We start from the raw sequence: 15,257 nt of genomic DNA, 5'->3' as shown, positions 1-15,257 counted from the left end.
GATGGGGAGGGTGGGGACGCGACCGGATCGTCCAAGCGGCCGGCTGAAGCCGGACCAATCCCAATCCTAGTTGGACACGCTACTGACAGTCGTCACGCGCGTGTCTGCAATACCTGTCCACTGCACGGGCGAGCTGGCGGACTGACGCTTGATGTAACGGTAGGGTGTCGAATACCAGGGCAGCACCGCCTCGATCTGGTTGTCGAGGATCATGTCGCCATGGTCCGTACGTACCGTCAGAACGGCATGACCCGAGTTCTGGGTATCTTTTGCAACAGTGATCAGAAGGGCGCTTTTCGGCCAGCCGGCTTCGATCAGGACCCGCTGCTTTTCAAGGACGTATTCTTCGCAGTCACCGTATCCGTTTACCGGATAGGTCCAGTATTCTTCCTGGCCGAACAGGTCCTGGTCGGTCATAGGATGAATCCGGCGATTGACTTCCTTGTTGATTGCAATGAGTTCGTTCCAGCGGGCTTCGTCCAGCTTCACGACAACCGGCTTGTATGTTTCCTTCGGACAAGCCGAGACGTTGTCACGGCAGAACTGGTCATAGCCGACGGGTGCCTTGACAACCATTTGCATGTCCATGAAGCGACCGGGTTCTGCCTGTGCAACCGATCCCATGACGGTGCAAGACAGCAACATTGCAGATGCGAGTAGAGTTCTGTGAAGTAATTTCATCGTAACGCCCTCCCCAAGGCTGACGCAACGATGACCCAATGATTTTTACTTGGAGAAAATCTCCAAAGTAAAACTGTATTTGTATTTTATGTGTGTTTGAGTTTCTTTTTATCGTTATTTGAATTTACTTTAATTCAAGTTGGAGGAAAATTTTCGTAAAATTTGATGCATCCTCCAGAAGTCATTGAATTAGCGAGAAATTGGGGTTTTTCGAGTGGTGCGAAATCGGTTTTCAATCGCCTGGTTTTCGGTTTGGAGCGGGTCTTGTGCCCGTCCTCGAGGGTGAGAAAAGGGCACGAAAGTTTTTGATTTTTTTGGTTCTGGCCACCAGAAAAGAAACGCGACTACCCGGAAAATTGCGCAGAAACGAAAAGACCCGGCAAAAAGCCGGGCCTGTCTGAATGGTTCTAAGCACTTGCGATTGATGAGAAAGCTAAAGTCAGCTTTCCTCTGGTGCCGATATGTGATGTTCCAGCAATTCGCGGCTTTGAACAGCAGCAAATTCGACGGCTATGCCACCTTCGATGCGGCGAATGACACGTGCATGCATCTTGCCGAGCGTGATGGCGTCGCCCATCTCCGGCACGATGTCCGTGGCGATGGCCGCGCCGGACAGGGATACGTCTATGATGCGGCAGACATGTTCCGAGCCGTCCGGCAGGATCATCTTCGTCATCGGGTTTTTGGGCACGAAGCGGTCGTGGCGGCGGTCTTCGGGAAGATTGAGTTCGTCCCGGTTCGCAAGCCACGTCAAAACATTGGCGATCTTGTCGCGTTTGCGGACCGTATTGCGCAGCTCAACCGCAAAGCCACCATCGATCAGGCGGGAAATCCTGCCTTCGACGCGGCTCAGGTGGTCTAGATAGGCAATCACGCGTTCGCCGACCCTGCCGGTGACCGGTGTAATCATGGCCATGCCGCCCGGCGACATGTCGATAACCTGACAAGGATATTCGCGCCGATCTTCAAGCATGAAGCGGCCCAGTATATTGACCTGGACCCGTTGATGGCGCCGGCGGTCAGTGACTTGAAGCGATCTGCTTCCTTCGGTTGCTGTTGCCACTCCGGCGCTCATGCCTGTTCTATCCAAAACGGTGCGCAAATCGCATTGTCCCCGGCTGAGATGCGATTCAAAAGACGTCTTTCAAAGCACTTTAGGTAGCTGGGGTTAACGATGTGTAAGAGTGTAGCTCAGAAGGCGCACAGGTCCAGACTTGTGATCGATAAAAATGCGGGTACGGCCGTGATGTTCGGAATTCGAGCGTCCTCTGGCGAGAAAGCACAATAACGCGAGAGTAAAAATCCGGAAGGAAGGACTTCTTTTCAGCTGAATATAGGCTGCAAAACAGCCGGTACCGGACATGAATTCGGGCCAGCTGATTCTCGGCCGGCCCGAATTCGCAGGTGAACAGGGATGTTACCAGACTTGCTATGTTGTGCGGATCAGGTCTTGCCGCCGGAATAGACGGTCAGATGTCCGACCTTGCGCTCCGCACCGCTCGGCAGGGGCGGTGTCGGCATGGCGATGCCCTCGGCGGTGAAGCGCGGCAGGATCGGGTTGAGCGTGGAAGCAGGGGAATCCACGAAATAGGGGCGCTCGTCCGGCCAGACCAGGCGCAGGCTGCTGATCGACTGGCTCAAAATGGGATGCAGGCCGATCCAATAGGGTTTTTCCATCGGAGTACAGCTTCCCAGGACACGGATCCTGCCTTCACCTGGAACATTCAGCGGTACCAGCAGCATTTCCATCTGCAGGATCTGTCCGCGTTCCGTATGGCCGTTGATGCCGATCACGGCCGCGGCCGCATCTTCGGTGATGGCGGCGATCAGGCTTTCCAGGGCTTCACGGTCTTTCACGCTCCAGCCGCGCAGGAAGTTGCGGCCCTTGAGTTCACGGCAATGTGCAGAACACAGACGTGTGCCGGCGAGGCGGTAGCGCACATCCCTCGAACCGTTCGTCTCCAGAATGAAGGTGTCACCAAGAAGGCCGCGGATCTCACCCGGATCGACTTCGCTGCGGTTCGGTGCAGGACGGGCGCCGCGAAGATTGTCCCAGTAGTTGTAAAGAGTTTGCGTTACGCCGTGTTTCATCTGGTTCGCCTCTTTGCCATTCTTGCGCCCGGTGTTTCGTCTCAAGACAGTTCTTGTTTCAAAACGGGACGAAAATGCTTCCCTGTTGGTTTTTGACCTTTACAAAGCAGGGCGCGTGCCAAGTGCTTGTTGGCGCGAAAGCTTGAGAGGCGCTCAGAAATTAAGGTTAATTTTCGGTAAAGCTTGTATTGGGGGCGGTTGCCTGTCAGCTTAACACTCAGTTCACATAGACAGCGGGTGGGAGGAACCTGTTGTTGCAGGTCAGGCCGCGGGCCGATAGGTACAGCCGCCAAGAGCTGCCTCGGTAAAACAAGCGCCGGCCAGAGTGAACAACTGTCCTGAACGGGCGTCGTGGGGACGCGACCGGTTTTGGGGGGCATCGCAAAGCGCTGGTCACCTTTAGGTGGCCGGCGCTTTGTATTTTCAGGCTTTTTGGGGATTGTGACCGGTGAAGTCGGAGTCACTAATTCCCGGTTTCGGATGTTCTGGCGGTCGAACCACTCTTGTTTTGTCTTCGATCTGGCTTAGAAGAAAGACAGGAAAGGCAGAGGGTCCATGAACGTTTACCGCATTGATGAAGAACGCGCCCGGCGCGAAAAAGCCCAGAAGGAACAACCTCCCCAACGGCCGTCCGGTCCGCCCGTGTTCAATCTGCCCGGGATCATCGTCTGGCTTGGCGGTATCCTGATTGCGATCCACGTTCTGCGTGTGATGGTCCTTCCGGCAAACCTGGACAATCTGATCATCGAACTTTTTGCATTCTGGCCGGTAAAATATGCCTATCTCGGCAGTCTCCCGCCTTTTGATCTTCTCTCCAGCCTCTGGGCCTTCGTCACTTACAGCCTGCTGCATGGTGGCGCCATGCACATTATCTTCAACCTGCTCTGGATGGCGATTTTCGGCAGTGCGGTTGCCAGGCGGTTTGGCGTGGGCCGGTTTCTGTTGTTTTCAGCGGCCTGTTCCGTTGGCGGGGCGCTGGCTCATCTTGCCACCCACTGGGGGGAAGGGGCGCCGATGATCGGTGCATCCGCCGCCATTTCCGGCCAGATGGCTGCGGCCATTCGTTTCGTTTTCGAGCGTGGTGGCCCGCTGGGTGCGATCCGCAGCAACGATCCGACAGCCTATTTCGTACCGGCGCAGCCGCTTGCGGAATGCCTTCGCAATCAACAGGTTCTGGTTTTTGTCGCGGTATGGTTCGGGCTCAATCTGTTCTTCGGTCTGATGAGCGGTCCCGTTGCGGGACAGCCGGCAAGTGTTGCCTGGCAAGCTCATATTGGTGGATTTGTCGCCGGACTTGCCCTGTTCCCGCTGTTTGACCCCATGCCGCAGCGGCGGAATTCCTGACGCGGAGCGAAAGTGCGTTCAAGACGCAAGGTCAACAGTTTGCGCGATCTGATTTTTTTGCCATGATACCTGACGACTGGAGGTCGTCCTGTCGGATTCGAATGGACGTCCGGCCCCAGTCGGTGCGAAAGTGGTCGAGCAGCAGGAACATCTCCTTCCGGAGACCGGCTGGCAGACTACATTAAGGTCGATCAACTATTGACGTTTGATCGCTTCCGATTGAGCGTCGGTTGATCTGGTCCGGTAAAACGGACCGATTGATGCCATGGGAGGTGATTGAATGACCGTAGCCGCTATCCTGAGTGGGAAAGGCCACGATATTATCACAGCGCGCAGCGACGCGTTGCTCAGCGAAATTTGTGAAACCCTGGCAAAACACAAGATCGGTGCCGTGGTCGTTTCCGACAAGGAAGGTGCCGTTGACGGCATTGTGTCAGAGCGGGACATCGTTCGCGTGGTCGGTACGCAAGGCGTGTCGGCGCTGAAAACACCGGTTTCCGGTGTCATGACCAAGAACGTGGTTACCTGCTCCGAAGAGAACAACATCAACGAAGTCATGGCTCGCATGACACAGGGCAGGTTCCGCCATATGCCGGTCGTGAAGGACGGCAAGCTGACCGGTGTGATCTCCATCGGCGACGTCGTGAAGTTCAAGATTGCGCAGGTTGAACTCGAAGCCGAGCAGATGCGCAGCTACATTACGATGGCCTGACATGAAAAAGGCTGGCTTGTAGGCCAGCCTTTTTGTTTCGACGTGTGATTTATCAATCTTGCCGTGTTGCCAGAAACGCGGTGGCTTCCTTCAGCATTTTTTCGGGTTTTTCCCCGTGCCATGCCGACTGGGACATGTCCGGCAAGCGATGCGCAATGCCCTTGTGGCAATCGATGCAGGTCTTTTCACCCGTGAACAGGAAGCGTTGGTGTGCCTCAGAGGCCCTTCCGCTCTGACGGGTGATGTCCATGGAATCGGCGGAATGGCAGTTGCGGCATTCCAGCGAATTGTTCGCCTTGAGCCGGGCCCATTCGTGCTGGGCCAGTTCAAGCCGGTGTTCCAGAAACTTTTCTCGCGTATTGATCGTCCCGAAGATCTTGCCCCAGACCTCTTTTGAGGCCTGCATCTTGCGGGCGATCTTGTCTGTCCATTCATGGGGGACGTGACAATCCGGGCACGTGGCTCTCACGCCCGAGCGGTTGGAGTAGTGGATTGTCGTTTTAAGCTCGGCAAAGACGTTGTCGCGCATCTCGTGACAGCCCGTGCAGAACTTCTCGGTATTGGTCAACTCCAGCGCGGTGTTGAAACCACCCCAGAAAATTATGCCCATGATGAAGCCGCCGAGGGTCAGAAAGCCGAGGCTGTAGTGCACGCTCGGGCGGCGGATGGTGGTCCAGAGCCTTTTGAGGAAGGCCAGCATCATTTGGCCCCCTCTTTGGATTTCACATATTCGAGCACTTCATCGACATCGACAAAGTCGTTCTCGACCAGAGGCCGGGCGTCGGTCTGCGGCACGTGGCACTGATTGCAGAAGTACCGCCGGGGTGTGACGGACGCCAGGAACTGGTTGTCCCGGTTCATGAAATGCGTGATCGACACCATTGGCGCCTGGCTGACTTCAATGGCTGTACGGGAATGACAGCTCAGGCACTTGTTGGAGTTCTTGTCGATCTGATAGCCCTCGATCGTGTGAGGGATCAGCGGTGGCTGCTCGGGATAGTTACGCACCTGGCGAATGTCGGAGTTCACCGGCTTTGGCATGGGGGCAGGCGTCCCGTTTTCCGCCAACGGCGTTGCGGGGCGCATGGTGGCGATGTGTTCCTGGGCGGCTGCGGCAGCTGCGGCAACCAACAGGGCGGCGCAGGCAAGGCCGATTGCAAAGCGTTTCATGGCTCACCTCACACTGCTTCTACGCGCACGGCGCATTTCTTGAAATCGGTCTGCTTCGACAGCGGATCGGTCGCGTCCAGCGTGACCTTGTTGATCAACTGGCGGGCATCGAACCAGGGCACGAAAATCAGCCCCTTGGGCGGTTTGTTGCGGCCTCTGGTTTCGACGCGGGTGAGAATTTCCCCACGTCTGGATTTGATGCGCACTTCCGCACCGCGCCTCAGGCCTAGAGCCTCGGCATCGTCCGGATGCATGTAGCAGAGGGCATCGGGCACGGCCTTGTAGAGTTCAGGCACGCGCTGCGTCATCGATCCGGAGTGCCAGTGCTCCAGAACCCGGCCGGTGGACAGCCAGAAGGGATACTCCTCATCCGGGCTTTCCGCGGGCGGTTCAAAGGGCAGGGCGAAGGCGACAGCCTTGCCGTCCGGTTTCCCATAGAAGTCGAACGCGGCTCCCTCTTTCACATAAGGGTCGTATTTGCCGTTGTAGCGCCAGCGGGTTTCCTTGCCGTCCACCACGGGCCAACGGAGCCCGCGCACCTGGTGGTAGGTGTCGAAATCCGCCAGATCGTGGCCGTGTCCGCGGCCGAACTGGGCGTATTCCTCAAACAGGCCTTTCTGGATGTAGAAGCCGAACTCGTCGGATTCGCGGTTTTCGTAGTCTTCCGCCCGCTCGCTGTTGGGGAAGGCGTTGACGTTGCCGTTTTCGAACAGAACTTCGTACAGCGTCTTTCCCTTGTAATCGGGATTGTCGGCCAGAAGCTCGGGCGGCCAGACTTCGTCCGTTGTGAAACGTTTGGAAAATTCAACCAGCTGCCACAGGTCGGACATTGCCCCTTCCGGTGCGTCGACGAGCTGGTGCCAGAACTGGGTGCGGCGCTCGGCGTTGCCGTAGGCACCTTCCTTTTCCACCCACATCGCGGTTGGCAGCACAAGGTCGGCGGCTTCTGCCGTCACAGTCGGGTAGGCATCGGAAACGACGATGAAGTTTTCCGGATTGCGATATCCGGGCAGGCCTTCTTCCATCATGTTCGGGGCGGCCTGCATGTTGTTGTTGACCTGCACCCAGTAGCAGTTGATTTCGCCGTCCTTGAGTTTCCGGTTCTGCAGAACGGCATGTGCACCGATCCATTCAGGAACGGTTCCTGCCGGCAGTTTCCAGATCTTTTCGGCTGTTGCCCGGTGCTCCGGATTTGAAACCACGAGGTCGGCAGGCAGGCGGTGAGCGAAGGTGCCGACTTCGCGGGCGGTGCCGCAGGCAGACGGCTGGCCGGTCAGGGAGAAGGGGGAATTGCCGGGTTGGGCAATTTTACCGGTCAACAGGTGGATGTTGTAGATGAGGTTGTTCATCCACACACCGCGGGTATGCTGGTTGACGCCCATGGTCCAAAGGGACATCACCTTGGTGTCCGGATCTGCGTAAAGCTCAGCGATCTGCTGAAGCCGCTCCTTTGAAATGCCGGACTTCTCCGCGGCGAAATCCAGTGTGTAGGGTTTCACGAATTCGGCGAATTCCTCGAGAGACATCGGCTCGGAATCGCCGCTGCCGGCATTCGCTGCAGCGGCTTCAAGCGGATTTTCCGGTCGCAAGCCATAGCCGATGTCCTGTGCGCCCTTCCGGAAATTGACGTGGTTTGACACGAACTCCTCGTTGACCGCGCCGGACTGGATGATGTGGTTCGCAATATAGTTGGCGATGATCAGGTCCGTCTGGGGAACGAATACGCCGGGAATGTCCGCCAGATCGAAGCTGCGATGTTCGAAGGTGGAAAGCACGGCAACCTTGACATGGGGATGGCTGAGGCGCCGGTCGGCGATCCTGGTCCACAGGATCGGGTGCATCTCGGCCATGTTGGAGCCCCAGAGAACAAAGGCGTCGGCGTTTTCAAAGTCGTCGTAGCAGCCCATGGGCTCGTCAATGCCGAAGGCACGGATGAACCCGACGACCGCAGACGCCATGCAGTGGCGAGCATTGGGGTCGATATTGTTGGATCGGAAGCCGGCCTTCATCAGCTTGGAAGCCGCATACCCCTCCCAGACCGTCCATTGGCCCGAACCGAACATGCCGACAGCCTTTGGGCCCTTGGCCTTCAGTGTCGCCTTCCATTTCTCGGCCATGATGTCGAAGGCCTCGTCCCAGGACACCGGTTCGAAGTCTCCGTCCTTGTCGAACTTGCCGTTCTTCTTGCGCAGGAGAGGTGTCGTCAGCCGGTCCTTGCCGTACATGATCTTCGACAGGAAGTAGCCCTTGACGCAGTTGAGGCCCCGGTTCACCTCCGCTTCAGCGTCGCCGTGGGTTGCAACCACGCGTCCTGCCTTGGTCGCGACCATGATGGAGCAGCCGGTGCCGCAGAAGCGGCAGGCAGCCTTGGACCACTTCAGGTCGGTCAGATGCGCATGGGTAACAAGGTTCTGTGCGGCCGCAGGCACGGGGAGTCCCGCTGCCGCGGCGGCGGCCGCCACAGCCTGCGCCTTGATGACATCACGTCTGCTTATTCCGCTCATTGTGTGTCTCCTTGAAGGGAGGTCGGTGCCGCCTCGGGCGCACCGTCTGTCTGGTGGTAAACAAGGGATGCGCTCACAACGCCTGTGAGCAGCTGGATATCCGTGAGAGCCTGTACGATTTCCGCTTCGTTCGCGGTTTCCAGTGTCACGATCAGGCGTCCCTGATCATCGGAATGGGCGATCTCGGCGCCGCCGAGTGCAAGAATGTCCCGCTCGACATCGGATATCGCTTCGGTCCGCGCATGAACGAGAAGACTGGCTATGTGGACTGTTGTGCTCATGCTGTCTGGGCATCCTCTTTGGGATGGACAATGGCCAGTGCATCCTGCGGACAGACTGGGAGACAGGCTCCACAGCCCGTGCAGGCATCTGTTTCGATGCGAAGCCGGCCAAAGGGGCGTTTGGTGAGATCTATGCGGATTGCCGAAGTGGGGCAGATATCCCGGCACACCTGGCAGGCAATGCCATGATCCTGCAGGCAACCCGGCTGAAATTCAGCCTTCATCGGCCAGGCCGGCGTGCGCTTCGTGTCAAAGACGTCCTGTGCGCAGGCTTCTGCGCATTTGCCGCAGAAAGTACATTCGCCGCCGTCGAAGACAACTTCCGGCCGCCCGGTGTCGTCCGGCCTCAAGATGGATTCGGGGCAAGCTTCGCTGCAGGCGTTACAGCTTGTGCAACGCGCGGCAACAAGAGGTTCGTCCGTCCAGGGTGGGCGAAGTCTCTGGATCTCCGGTTGGCTGGGCAGTTTCAGGAATGCTCTGCGGCTGGCCGAAAAATGAGGGTCGGGAGACATGGCTTCAGCCCGTCGGCGGCCCAAGGACCAGCTGTGACATCCAGATGATAAAGCCGTAGCCGCCAACAATTGCGACGGAAAGCGCCGGGGCAAGCAAAACGGCCAACAGGATGAACGCAATCCGTTCGTCCCGTTTGCTTGGAACAGTGTTGTCCGCCATAGCCTCTCCCTCAGCTTGCGGTCGATAGGGAATCAGGCACGGGATTTTGATCTTGTTGTTCGCGCCTAGTGGAAACTTAGGCACAAGAGAGAGGGTGGAGATATACGGGATACTACTTAAAATTTTGTTTCAAGAATTCGAAAATTAATATGTTTCAATGGCTTGCGGATAAGCCCCGCTCAAGGCTGGAGGCTCTACTGCCGGGCTCAACCCTTGCCGTAAACTTCGTCGGGATCATAGACCCTCTCGGTTTCCACGCGCTCCAGACGCACAGACCCGTCGTCACCTTTGATGGTTTTACGATAAAAACAAGAGCGATATCCCACATGGCAGGTTGCGCCATTGCCGGCAACCGAAACCTTCAGGACCAGGGCATCCTGGTCGCAATCGGTCAGGATTTCATGCACGGTCTGGATCTGGCCGGAGGTTTCGCCCTTCTTCCAGAAGCTCTGGCGCGAACGGCTCCAGTACCAGGCCTCGCCGGTCTCGATCGTCCGCTTCAGGGCCTCGGCGTTCATGTAGCCAACCATGAGCACTTCGCCTGACGCCACATCGGTGACGACAGCCACAATCAGGCCGTCCCGGTCAAACTTCGGCATCATCAGATCGCCGTTTTCGACCGTTGCCTTGTCGCCGCGCTCAGTCAGGTGGGTATTGCACATGGGAGGAAAGCCCTTGTCGTCATTGATAACGCAAGGGCTGAAAAGTCAGAGACCCTTGCCGCGTACCAGAGACATGAATTTCGCCTGTTCGGCGGGATCGTCCTGGAATACGCCGGTAAACTGGGTGGTGATCGTGGAAACACCGGGTTTCTGGACACCGCGCATGGTCATGCACTGGTGTTCGGCTTCCAGCATCACGGCCAGGCCACGCGGGGCCAGAGCGTCGTCAATGACCGATGCGATCTGCGCAGTCAAGTTTTCCTGCGTTTGCAGACGCTTGGCGTAGATGTCGACAACACGTGCCAGTTTGGAAAGACCAACGACGCCTTCTGCCGGGTAATAGGCGATATGAGCTTCGCCGATGAAAGGCAGCATGTGGTGTTCGCAATGGGAATGGAACGGGATGCCGCGCACAAGGACGATATCCTTATAGCCGCCAACATCTTCGAACGTCCTTGCAAGATGCTCTGCCGGATCTTCGAAGTAGCCACTGTAAAGCTGGCTCAGCGCCTTGACCACGCGCTTCGGTGTTTCCACCAGACCTTCGCGGTCCGGGTCGTCGCCGGTCCAGGCCAGAAGCGTGCGCACTGCAGCTTCCGCTTCTTCACGGCTTGGCCGATGCAACTGATCCGGTGACTTTCTTTCGAAGGTTTTTTCTACCGGCTTGAGGACAGCGTCCATGGGGATCCTCGCAATTTTACCCTTGTCACTCGTCATACGGCGCCCGCTGGTGCACAGATCAGATGGTTCGGGCTTTTCAAGCCGCGGACCCTTATCATACTCCAGGCAAAAAGCGAACGCACAGTTTCTGAGCGGGAGGAGCCGGTTTCTAGCGTGCAAACGTCATGCGAAAGACCAACTGCGACCACTCTGCCCCTTGCGAATTTGCCGTGGCGTCTGATGTATATATATGAAAGCAGTGCGCCATCAATGTGTCGCGCATCACAGGCATTCACGAAGAGGCGAGTTATGCTCGACGACATTTATAACGCGAAGATCCTTGAATTCGCCGGAAATATCCCGCGGATCGGCCGTCTCGAGCATCCGGACGCAAGCGCAAAAGCTCATTCCAAATTGTGTGGCTCCACCGTCATTGTCGACCTTTCCATGAAGGACGGCGTCGTCACGGATTTTGCTCACGACGTCAAAGCCTGCGCGCTTGGCCAGGCGTCTTCGTCAATCATGGCTCGAAATATCATCGGCGCGCGCGCAGATGAGTTGCGCGAAGTGCAGCAGACCATGCGCGCCATGTTGAAGGAAGGCGGCGAGGCCCCCACAGGCCGCTTCGAAGACCTGAAGTTTCTGGAACCGGTTCGCGAATACAAGGCGCGCCATGCCTCGACGCTATTGACCTTTGATGCCGTTGTCGACGCGCTTAACCAGATCGAGGCAAAAGCCAAGGAAGACAGTGCGGTCGCGTGACCGCAGTTCTGCGTCCCATGTGTTCTTGCCATAACGAACCGCGAAAGCCGGATAGCCGATTGTCACCAATCGGATATGCAGCGATAGGGCTTATCTGGCTTTACCGCCATTCCCTGTCGCTCTTCATGGGGCGCACCTGCCGCTACGCGCCGACTTGCTCCGATTACACCGAGCAATCCATTCGCCGCTTCGGCTTTTGGGCCGGGGGGTGGGTTGGCTTGTCCCGGGTTCTTCGGTGTAACCCCTGGGGCTCCTCTGGTTTTGACCCGGTTCCCGATACCTTGCCGCCAGATGCGCACTGGTTTTTGCCCTGGCGTTACGGTCATTGGACCGGCAAGCACATACCGCCGGAACATCGTCTGGACTAATCGCTCCTCTGATCTGTTATTGACCCAACGTCAGGTTGGTGCAACGCTTGCCTCTCATGCCAGAAGGCGGAGGGAAGAATGAGCGGACGCGACTTCCATTTCGTGATGATCAAGCCGACCCATTACGACGACGACGGTTATCCGATCCAGTGGCTTCGCTCTGCAATTCCTTCCAACACGCTCGCCAGCCTGAACGGGCTCGCAGAAGCGGCCCGCAACCGTCAGGTTCTCGGGAAGGATGTCCGCATCCATCTTCATACCTACGATGAAACCAACAAGCGGGTTCGTCCGGAAAAGATTGCCCGGGATATCCGAAAAGCAGGCGGAAAGGCCCTGATCGCGCTGGTCGGGGTTCAGTCAAACCAGTTTCCCCGGGCGACCGACCTTGCCCGCAGGTTTCTCGGTCTTGGTCTGCCGGTTGCCATCGGCGGATTTCATGTCTCCGGCTGCATATCCATGCTGGATGAAATGCCGGAAGAGATGGTTCGGTTGCAAAAGGAAGGTGTCGTCTATTTTGCCGGCGAGGCCGAGGACGGGCGGCTGGACGATGTCTTCCGCGATGCCTTTTCCGACGATCTGAAGCCGCTTTACAATTTCATGGCGGACTTGCCGTCGCTGGAGGGCGAGCCGACCCCGATCCTGCCCACCCAGCACATTCGCTTCACGGCCGGATCGCATTCCAGCTTCGATCTTGGCCGCGGTTGCCCTTTCCAGTGTTCCTTCTGCACCATCATCAACGTGCAAGGTCGCAAGAGCCGGTTTCGTTCCGCCGAAGATCTGGAGCAGATCATTCGCGATAACGTTGCACAGGGGATCGACCGTTTTTTCATCACCGACGACAATTTCGCCCGCAACCGGGAATGGGAGCCGCTGTTCGACCGCTTGATCCAGCTTAGGGAGCAGGAGAGTTTCGACATCAAGTTCATCATCCAGGTGGACACGCTCTGTCACCGAATTGACGGTTTCATCGAGAAAGCGACGCGGGCAGGGGTCAACCGGGTCTTCATCGGGCTGGAAAACATCAATCCGGACAATCTCATGGCGGCAAAGAAGCGGCAGAACAAGATCACCGAATACCGGGAGATGCTGCAGAAATGGCGGGCCCACGGGGCAACCACCTATGCCGGTTACATCATCGGTTTTCCGGGGGATACCAAGGAGTCGGTCCTGCATGATGTCGAGATCATCAAAAAGGAGCTTCCGCTCGATCTGCTCGAGTTCTTTTATCTGACGCCGCTTCCGGGATCCGAAGATCACAAGGTGCTTCTAAGCAAAGGCATCTGGATGGATCCAGACCTCAACAAGTACGATCTCAATCACCGGGTGAGCCATCACCCGAAAATGAGCGATGAGGATTGGGAGGAGGCCTACCGGCAAGCCTGGGCAAGCTATTATTCGGATGGCCACATCGAAACGGTGTTGCGCAGAGCCGCGGCGCATCGCAAGGGGCGTCCGGGCAACAAATTGTTCCTGATGATGTGGTTCAAGCTGATGGTCGAATGCGAAGGCGTTCATCCGCTTGAGGGCGGATATTTCCGCCTGAAATTCCGAACAGACCGACGCGGTGGGCTGCCGCTTGAAAATCCGCTGATGTTCTATCCGCGGTATCTTGCCGAAATCGTCGCCAAACATTGGGTCTATCTATCTGCCGTCTGGCGGGTTTACCGGATCTACCGGAGGGTAAAGGCATCGCCTGGCAGGCGGACGTATTCCGATCTTGCCATTGCCCCCATGAACCGGAGCGAAGAAGAGGATCTGGCGATGATCCGGGAAACACGCGGCGGCGCGGAAGCGGTTGCCAAACAGCTTCGCGATGCCGCGCTTTCGAAGGCCGGAAAAGACCGGGCGAAAGCAGCTTCGGCCCTATGATGGAGAGGCCGTAGCCTTGCGCCGAAGCAGCCGCCAGCCGAAGGTCATGCCCATCGCGGCAATGATGATCGCGGCCGCTCCGACAAGCTGCAGCGGTTTCAGCTGATGGCCGAAGGCAGCATAATCGACAAGGATCGCCACCACCGGATAAATGAAGGAAAAGGCACCTTGCAGATAGGTCGGCAGCTTCTGCACGGCGCCATACATGAGGATATACATCAACCCCGTGTGAACGGCGCCAAGCGTGACAAGCGAACCCCAGGCCATTGTACCTTCCGGCAGGGCGTTCCAGCTGACGAAGGGGGCAAGCATCAGGATGCCGACACAGACCTGTACCAGCGCGATCAGCTGTGGAGGCGTTCCCGTCAGCTTCTTGGTCAGCAGGGCTGCGACAGCCCAGAAAAAGGCAGCGCCGAGCGAGAGTGCTATACCGAGTGCATAATTTGAACCGGCATATTCGACAGCGCCGGGTTTTGCCTGGACGATCAGCAGGACACCGGCAAAGGCAATGACCAGCCAGCCGAGCTTGTTGACGGTGATCCGTTCTCCCAGAAACAGAATGCCGAAGCCGACCAGGATGAACGGCTGGGTATTGTAGACAGCGGTTGCCACGCCGATGGATGCCTCGGAATAGGCAGTGAAGAGCATTGCCCAGTTCACGACGATGGCAACGCCCCCTATGGCGGCAACGGCCAGTTTCTTCCAGGTCAGGTGCCGGTGGAGTAGGTCCTGGGCAGAACAGATGACAAGCAGTGCCACCGCACCGATGGCGCAGCGCCAGAACACAACGTCGATGGCGCCCTGGCCGGAAAGGACCACGAAAAGTCCTATCGTTCCAAGAATGGTCATGGCGGCGATCATTTCGGTGGCGCCGCGCAATGTCTTGTCCATTTTTGCCTCCAAGCGTTTCAGGATGGCCTTCATTCTGCCAAGGAGATGGATGCGAGTACTTTTGATAAATCAACAGAAACTGGTATTGTTTTGTGAAATGTAAGCTTATCTGCCGATTGGTGTTTCGAAATGAAGATGGATGAGACGGATATCAAGATCGTTGAAGCCTTGATTGACGACGCGCGCATGTCGTTGAAAGACCTGGCCACTCACGTGGGATTGTCGTCGCCCGGTGTTTCGGAGCGGATCCGCCGTCTGCAGGAGCGCGGCGTCATTCGCGGTTTTACCGTGGATATTGATCCGAAGGTGCTTGGATACAGTCTGCAGGCGATCGTGCGCATTCGACCACTGCCTGGAAAGCTGCACATCGTGCAGCAACTCATTCAGGAAATTCCCGAGTTTTGCGAGTGCGACAAGGTCACGGGAGAAGACTGTTTCGTCGCCCGACTTGCCATTCCTTCCATCGATCAGCTCGACGGAATTCTGGACCGGATTTCGGACAAGGCGGAAACCAGCACCTCGATTGTCAAATCCCAGCCGATCCGCCGCCGTCCGCCGCCCTTGGCTGTGCCTGAGAAGGCCTCTTGAGG

Annotated in this window: 18 protein-coding genes; 6 read left to right on the top strand and 12 right to left on the bottom strand. The window is 57.2% G+C overall.

Translation table 11 applies throughout. The features are described 5' to 3' along the window. Positions 1-66: 66 nt before the first annotated feature. From J7447_RS28890 to J7447_RS28880, 3 genes are all read right to left on the bottom strand, one after another. Positions 67-576 (bottom strand): transglutaminase-like cysteine peptidase, encoded by a 510-nt coding sequence (locus J7447_RS28890; RefSeq protein WP_208993515.1) that lies wholly within the window; start codon positions 574-576, stop codon positions 67-69. A gap of 544 nt (positions 577-1,120) precedes the next feature. Next, positions 1,121-1,756 (bottom strand): PilZ domain-containing protein, encoded by a 636-nt coding sequence (locus J7447_RS28885; protein ID WP_055654833.1) that lies wholly within the window; start codon positions 1,754-1,756, stop codon positions 1,121-1,123. Positions 1,757-2,124: 368 nt separating this feature from the next. Then, on the bottom strand, positions 2,125-2,772 hold the full coding sequence (locus J7447_RS28880; protein WP_075282469.1) for a PAS domain-containing protein: 648 nt from the start codon (positions 2,770-2,772) through the stop codon (positions 2,125-2,127). A 555-nt stretch (positions 2,773-3,327) separates the two neighbouring features. Between J7447_RS28880 and J7447_RS28875 the strand changes: the two genes are divergently transcribed. Continuing rightward, on the top strand, positions 3,328-4,116 hold the full coding sequence (locus J7447_RS28875) for a rhomboid family intramembrane serine protease (protein ID WP_209171619.1): 789 nt from the start codon (positions 3,328-3,330) through the stop codon (positions 4,114-4,116). Positions 4,117-4,396: 280 nt separating this feature from the next. Further along, complete coding sequence (locus J7447_RS28870; RefSeq protein ID WP_023001082.1) at positions 4,397-4,828, top strand: CBS domain-containing protein; 432 nt, start codon at positions 4,397-4,399, stop codon at positions 4,826-4,828. Between the two features lie 52 nt (positions 4,829-4,880). Here the strand turns inward: J7447_RS28870 and J7447_RS28865 are convergent, their stop codons facing one another. The 8 genes from J7447_RS28865 to folE form a co-directional block, all read right to left on the bottom strand. Further along, on the bottom strand, positions 4,881-5,528 hold the full coding sequence (locus tag J7447_RS28865; protein ID WP_031269311.1) for a cytochrome c3 family protein: 648 nt from the start codon (positions 5,526-5,528) through the stop codon (positions 4,881-4,883). Beyond that, positions 5,528-5,998, bottom strand: a complete 471-nt coding sequence (locus tag J7447_RS28860; protein ID WP_023001084.1) for a nitrate reductase cytochrome c-type subunit — start codon at positions 5,996-5,998, stop codon at positions 5,528-5,530. The genes J7447_RS28865 and J7447_RS28860 overlap by 1 nt, the downstream gene beginning before the upstream one ends. 8 nt (positions 5,999-6,006) lie before the next feature. After that, positions 6,007-8,502: a periplasmic nitrate reductase subunit alpha gene (napA, locus tag J7447_RS28855; RefSeq protein ID WP_206907679.1), complete on the bottom strand. Its 2,496-nt coding sequence runs from the start codon at positions 8,500-8,502 to the stop codon at positions 6,007-6,009. Next, positions 8,499-8,783: a chaperone NapD gene (locus tag J7447_RS28850; RefSeq protein ID WP_023001086.1), complete on the bottom strand. Its 285-nt coding sequence runs from the start codon at positions 8,781-8,783 to the stop codon at positions 8,499-8,501. The genes napA and J7447_RS28850 overlap by 4 nt, the downstream gene beginning before the upstream one ends. Beyond that, the gene (gene napF / locus J7447_RS28845) at positions 8,780-9,295 is read right to left on the bottom strand and encodes a ferredoxin-type protein NapF (protein WP_209171618.1); all 516 of its coding nucleotides are present in this window, start codon (positions 9,293-9,295) and stop codon (positions 8,780-8,782) included. The genes J7447_RS28850 and napF overlap by 4 nt, the downstream gene beginning before the upstream one ends. Before the next feature lie 4 nt (positions 9,296-9,299). Beyond that, entirely contained in the window at positions 9,300-9,455 is a 156-nt protein-coding gene (gene napE, locus J7447_RS28840; protein WP_023001088.1) for a periplasmic nitrate reductase, NapE protein, read from the bottom strand. Positions 9,456-9,661: 206 nt separating this feature from the next. Beyond that, positions 9,662-10,117, bottom strand: coding sequence for a phosphoribosyl-AMP cyclohydrolase (gene hisI, locus J7447_RS28835; protein ID WP_031269315.1), 456 nt, complete (start codon positions 10,115-10,117; stop codon positions 9,662-9,664). 45 nt (positions 10,118-10,162) lie between these two features. Beyond that, complete coding sequence (gene folE, locus J7447_RS28830) at positions 10,163-10,798, bottom strand: GTP cyclohydrolase I FolE (RefSeq protein WP_023001090.1); 636 nt, start codon at positions 10,796-10,798, stop codon at positions 10,163-10,165. 288 nt (positions 10,799-11,086) lie between these two features. Between folE and J7447_RS28825 the strand changes: the two genes are divergently transcribed. From J7447_RS28825 to J7447_RS28815, 3 genes are all read left to right on the top strand, one after another. Beyond that, positions 11,087-11,539, top strand: a complete 453-nt coding sequence (locus J7447_RS28825; protein ID WP_209171617.1) for an iron-sulfur cluster assembly scaffold protein — start codon at positions 11,087-11,089, stop codon at positions 11,537-11,539. Positions 11,540-11,598: 59 nt separating this feature from the next. Beyond that, complete coding sequence (gene yidD, locus J7447_RS28820; protein ID WP_082444447.1) at positions 11,599-11,907, top strand: membrane protein insertion efficiency factor YidD; 309 nt, start codon at positions 11,599-11,601, stop codon at positions 11,905-11,907. Between the two features lie 78 nt (positions 11,908-11,985). Next, positions 11,986-13,776 (top strand): radical SAM protein, encoded by a 1,791-nt coding sequence (locus J7447_RS28815; RefSeq protein WP_209171616.1) that lies wholly within the window; start codon positions 11,986-11,988, stop codon positions 13,774-13,776. Here J7447_RS28815 and J7447_RS28810 read toward each other — a convergent pair. Continuing rightward, entirely contained in the window at positions 13,771-14,667 is an 897-nt protein-coding gene (locus J7447_RS28810; RefSeq protein ID WP_209171615.1) for a DMT family transporter, read from the bottom strand. The two genes, J7447_RS28815 and J7447_RS28810, sit on opposite strands and share 6 nt — an antisense overlap. A gap of 135 nt (positions 14,668-14,802) precedes the next feature. Between J7447_RS28810 and J7447_RS28805 the strand changes: the two genes are divergently transcribed. Continuing rightward, positions 14,803-15,255, top strand: a complete 453-nt coding sequence (locus J7447_RS28805; protein ID WP_209171614.1) for an Lrp/AsnC family transcriptional regulator — start codon at positions 14,803-14,805, stop codon at positions 15,253-15,255. The last annotated feature ends 2 nt before the right edge of the window (positions 15,256-15,257 follow it).

The sequence above is a fragment of the Labrenzia sp. R5_0 genome, from assembly GCF_017743835.1.
In the GTDB taxonomy this organism is placed as follows: domain Bacteria; phylum Pseudomonadota; class Alphaproteobacteria; order Rhizobiales; family Stappiaceae; genus Roseibium; species Roseibium algicola.
This window is presented reverse-complemented; position numbering and strand designations above follow the sequence as displayed.

Coding starts and splice junctions, on each gene's coding strand:
- J7447_RS28875 (WP_209171619.1), top strand. CDS start 3,328: ATGAACGTTTACCGCATTGATGAAGAACGCGCCCGGCGCGAAAAAGCC.
- J7447_RS28850 (WP_023001086.1), bottom strand. CDS start 8,783: ATGAGCACAACAGTCCACATAGCCAGTCTTCTCGTTCATGCGCGGACC.
- J7447_RS28805 (WP_209171614.1), top strand. CDS start 14,803: ATGGATGAGACGGATATCAAGATCGTTGAAGCCTTGATTGACGACGCG.
- J7447_RS28890 (WP_208993515.1), bottom strand. CDS start 576: ATGGTTGTCAAGGCACCCGTCGGCTATGACCAGTTCTGCCGTGACAAC.
- folE (WP_023001090.1), bottom strand. CDS start 10,798: ATGGACGCTGTCCTCAAGCCGGTAGAAAAAACCTTCGAAAGAAAGTCA.
- J7447_RS28865 (WP_031269311.1), bottom strand. CDS start 5,528: ATGCTGGCCTTCCTCAAAAGGCTCTGGACCACCATCCGCCGCCCGAGC.
- J7447_RS28885 (WP_055654833.1), bottom strand. CDS start 1,756: ATGAGCGCCGGAGTGGCAACAGCAACCGAAGGAAGCAGATCGCTTCAA.
- napA (WP_206907679.1), bottom strand. CDS start 8,502: ATGAGCGGAATAAGCAGACGTGATGTCATCAAGGCGCAGGCTGTGGCG.
- hisI (WP_031269315.1), bottom strand. CDS start 10,117: ATGTGCAATACCCACCTGACTGAGCGCGGCGACAAGGCAACGGTCGAA.
- J7447_RS28860 (WP_023001084.1), bottom strand. CDS start 5,998: ATGAAACGCTTTGCAATCGGCCTTGCCTGCGCCGCCCTGTTGGTTGCC.
- napE (WP_023001088.1), bottom strand. CDS start 9,455: ATGGCGGACAACACTGTTCCAAGCAAACGGGACGAACGGATTGCGTTC.
- J7447_RS28815 (WP_209171616.1), top strand. CDS start 11,986: ATGAGCGGACGCGACTTCCATTTCGTGATGATCAAGCCGACCCATTAC.
- J7447_RS28825 (WP_209171617.1), top strand. CDS start 11,087: ATGCTCGACGACATTTATAACGCGAAGATCCTTGAATTCGCCGGAAAT.
- J7447_RS28880 (WP_075282469.1), bottom strand. CDS start 2,772: ATGAAACACGGCGTAACGCAAACTCTTTACAACTACTGGGACAATCTT.
- J7447_RS28810 (WP_209171615.1), bottom strand. CDS start 14,667: ATGGACAAGACATTGCGCGGCGCCACCGAAATGATCGCCGCCATGACC.
- J7447_RS28870 (WP_023001082.1), top strand. CDS start 4,397: ATGACCGTAGCCGCTATCCTGAGTGGGAAAGGCCACGATATTATCACA.
- napF (WP_209171618.1), bottom strand. CDS start 9,295: ATGTCTCCCGACCCTCATTTTTCGGCCAGCCGCAGAGCATTCCTGAAA.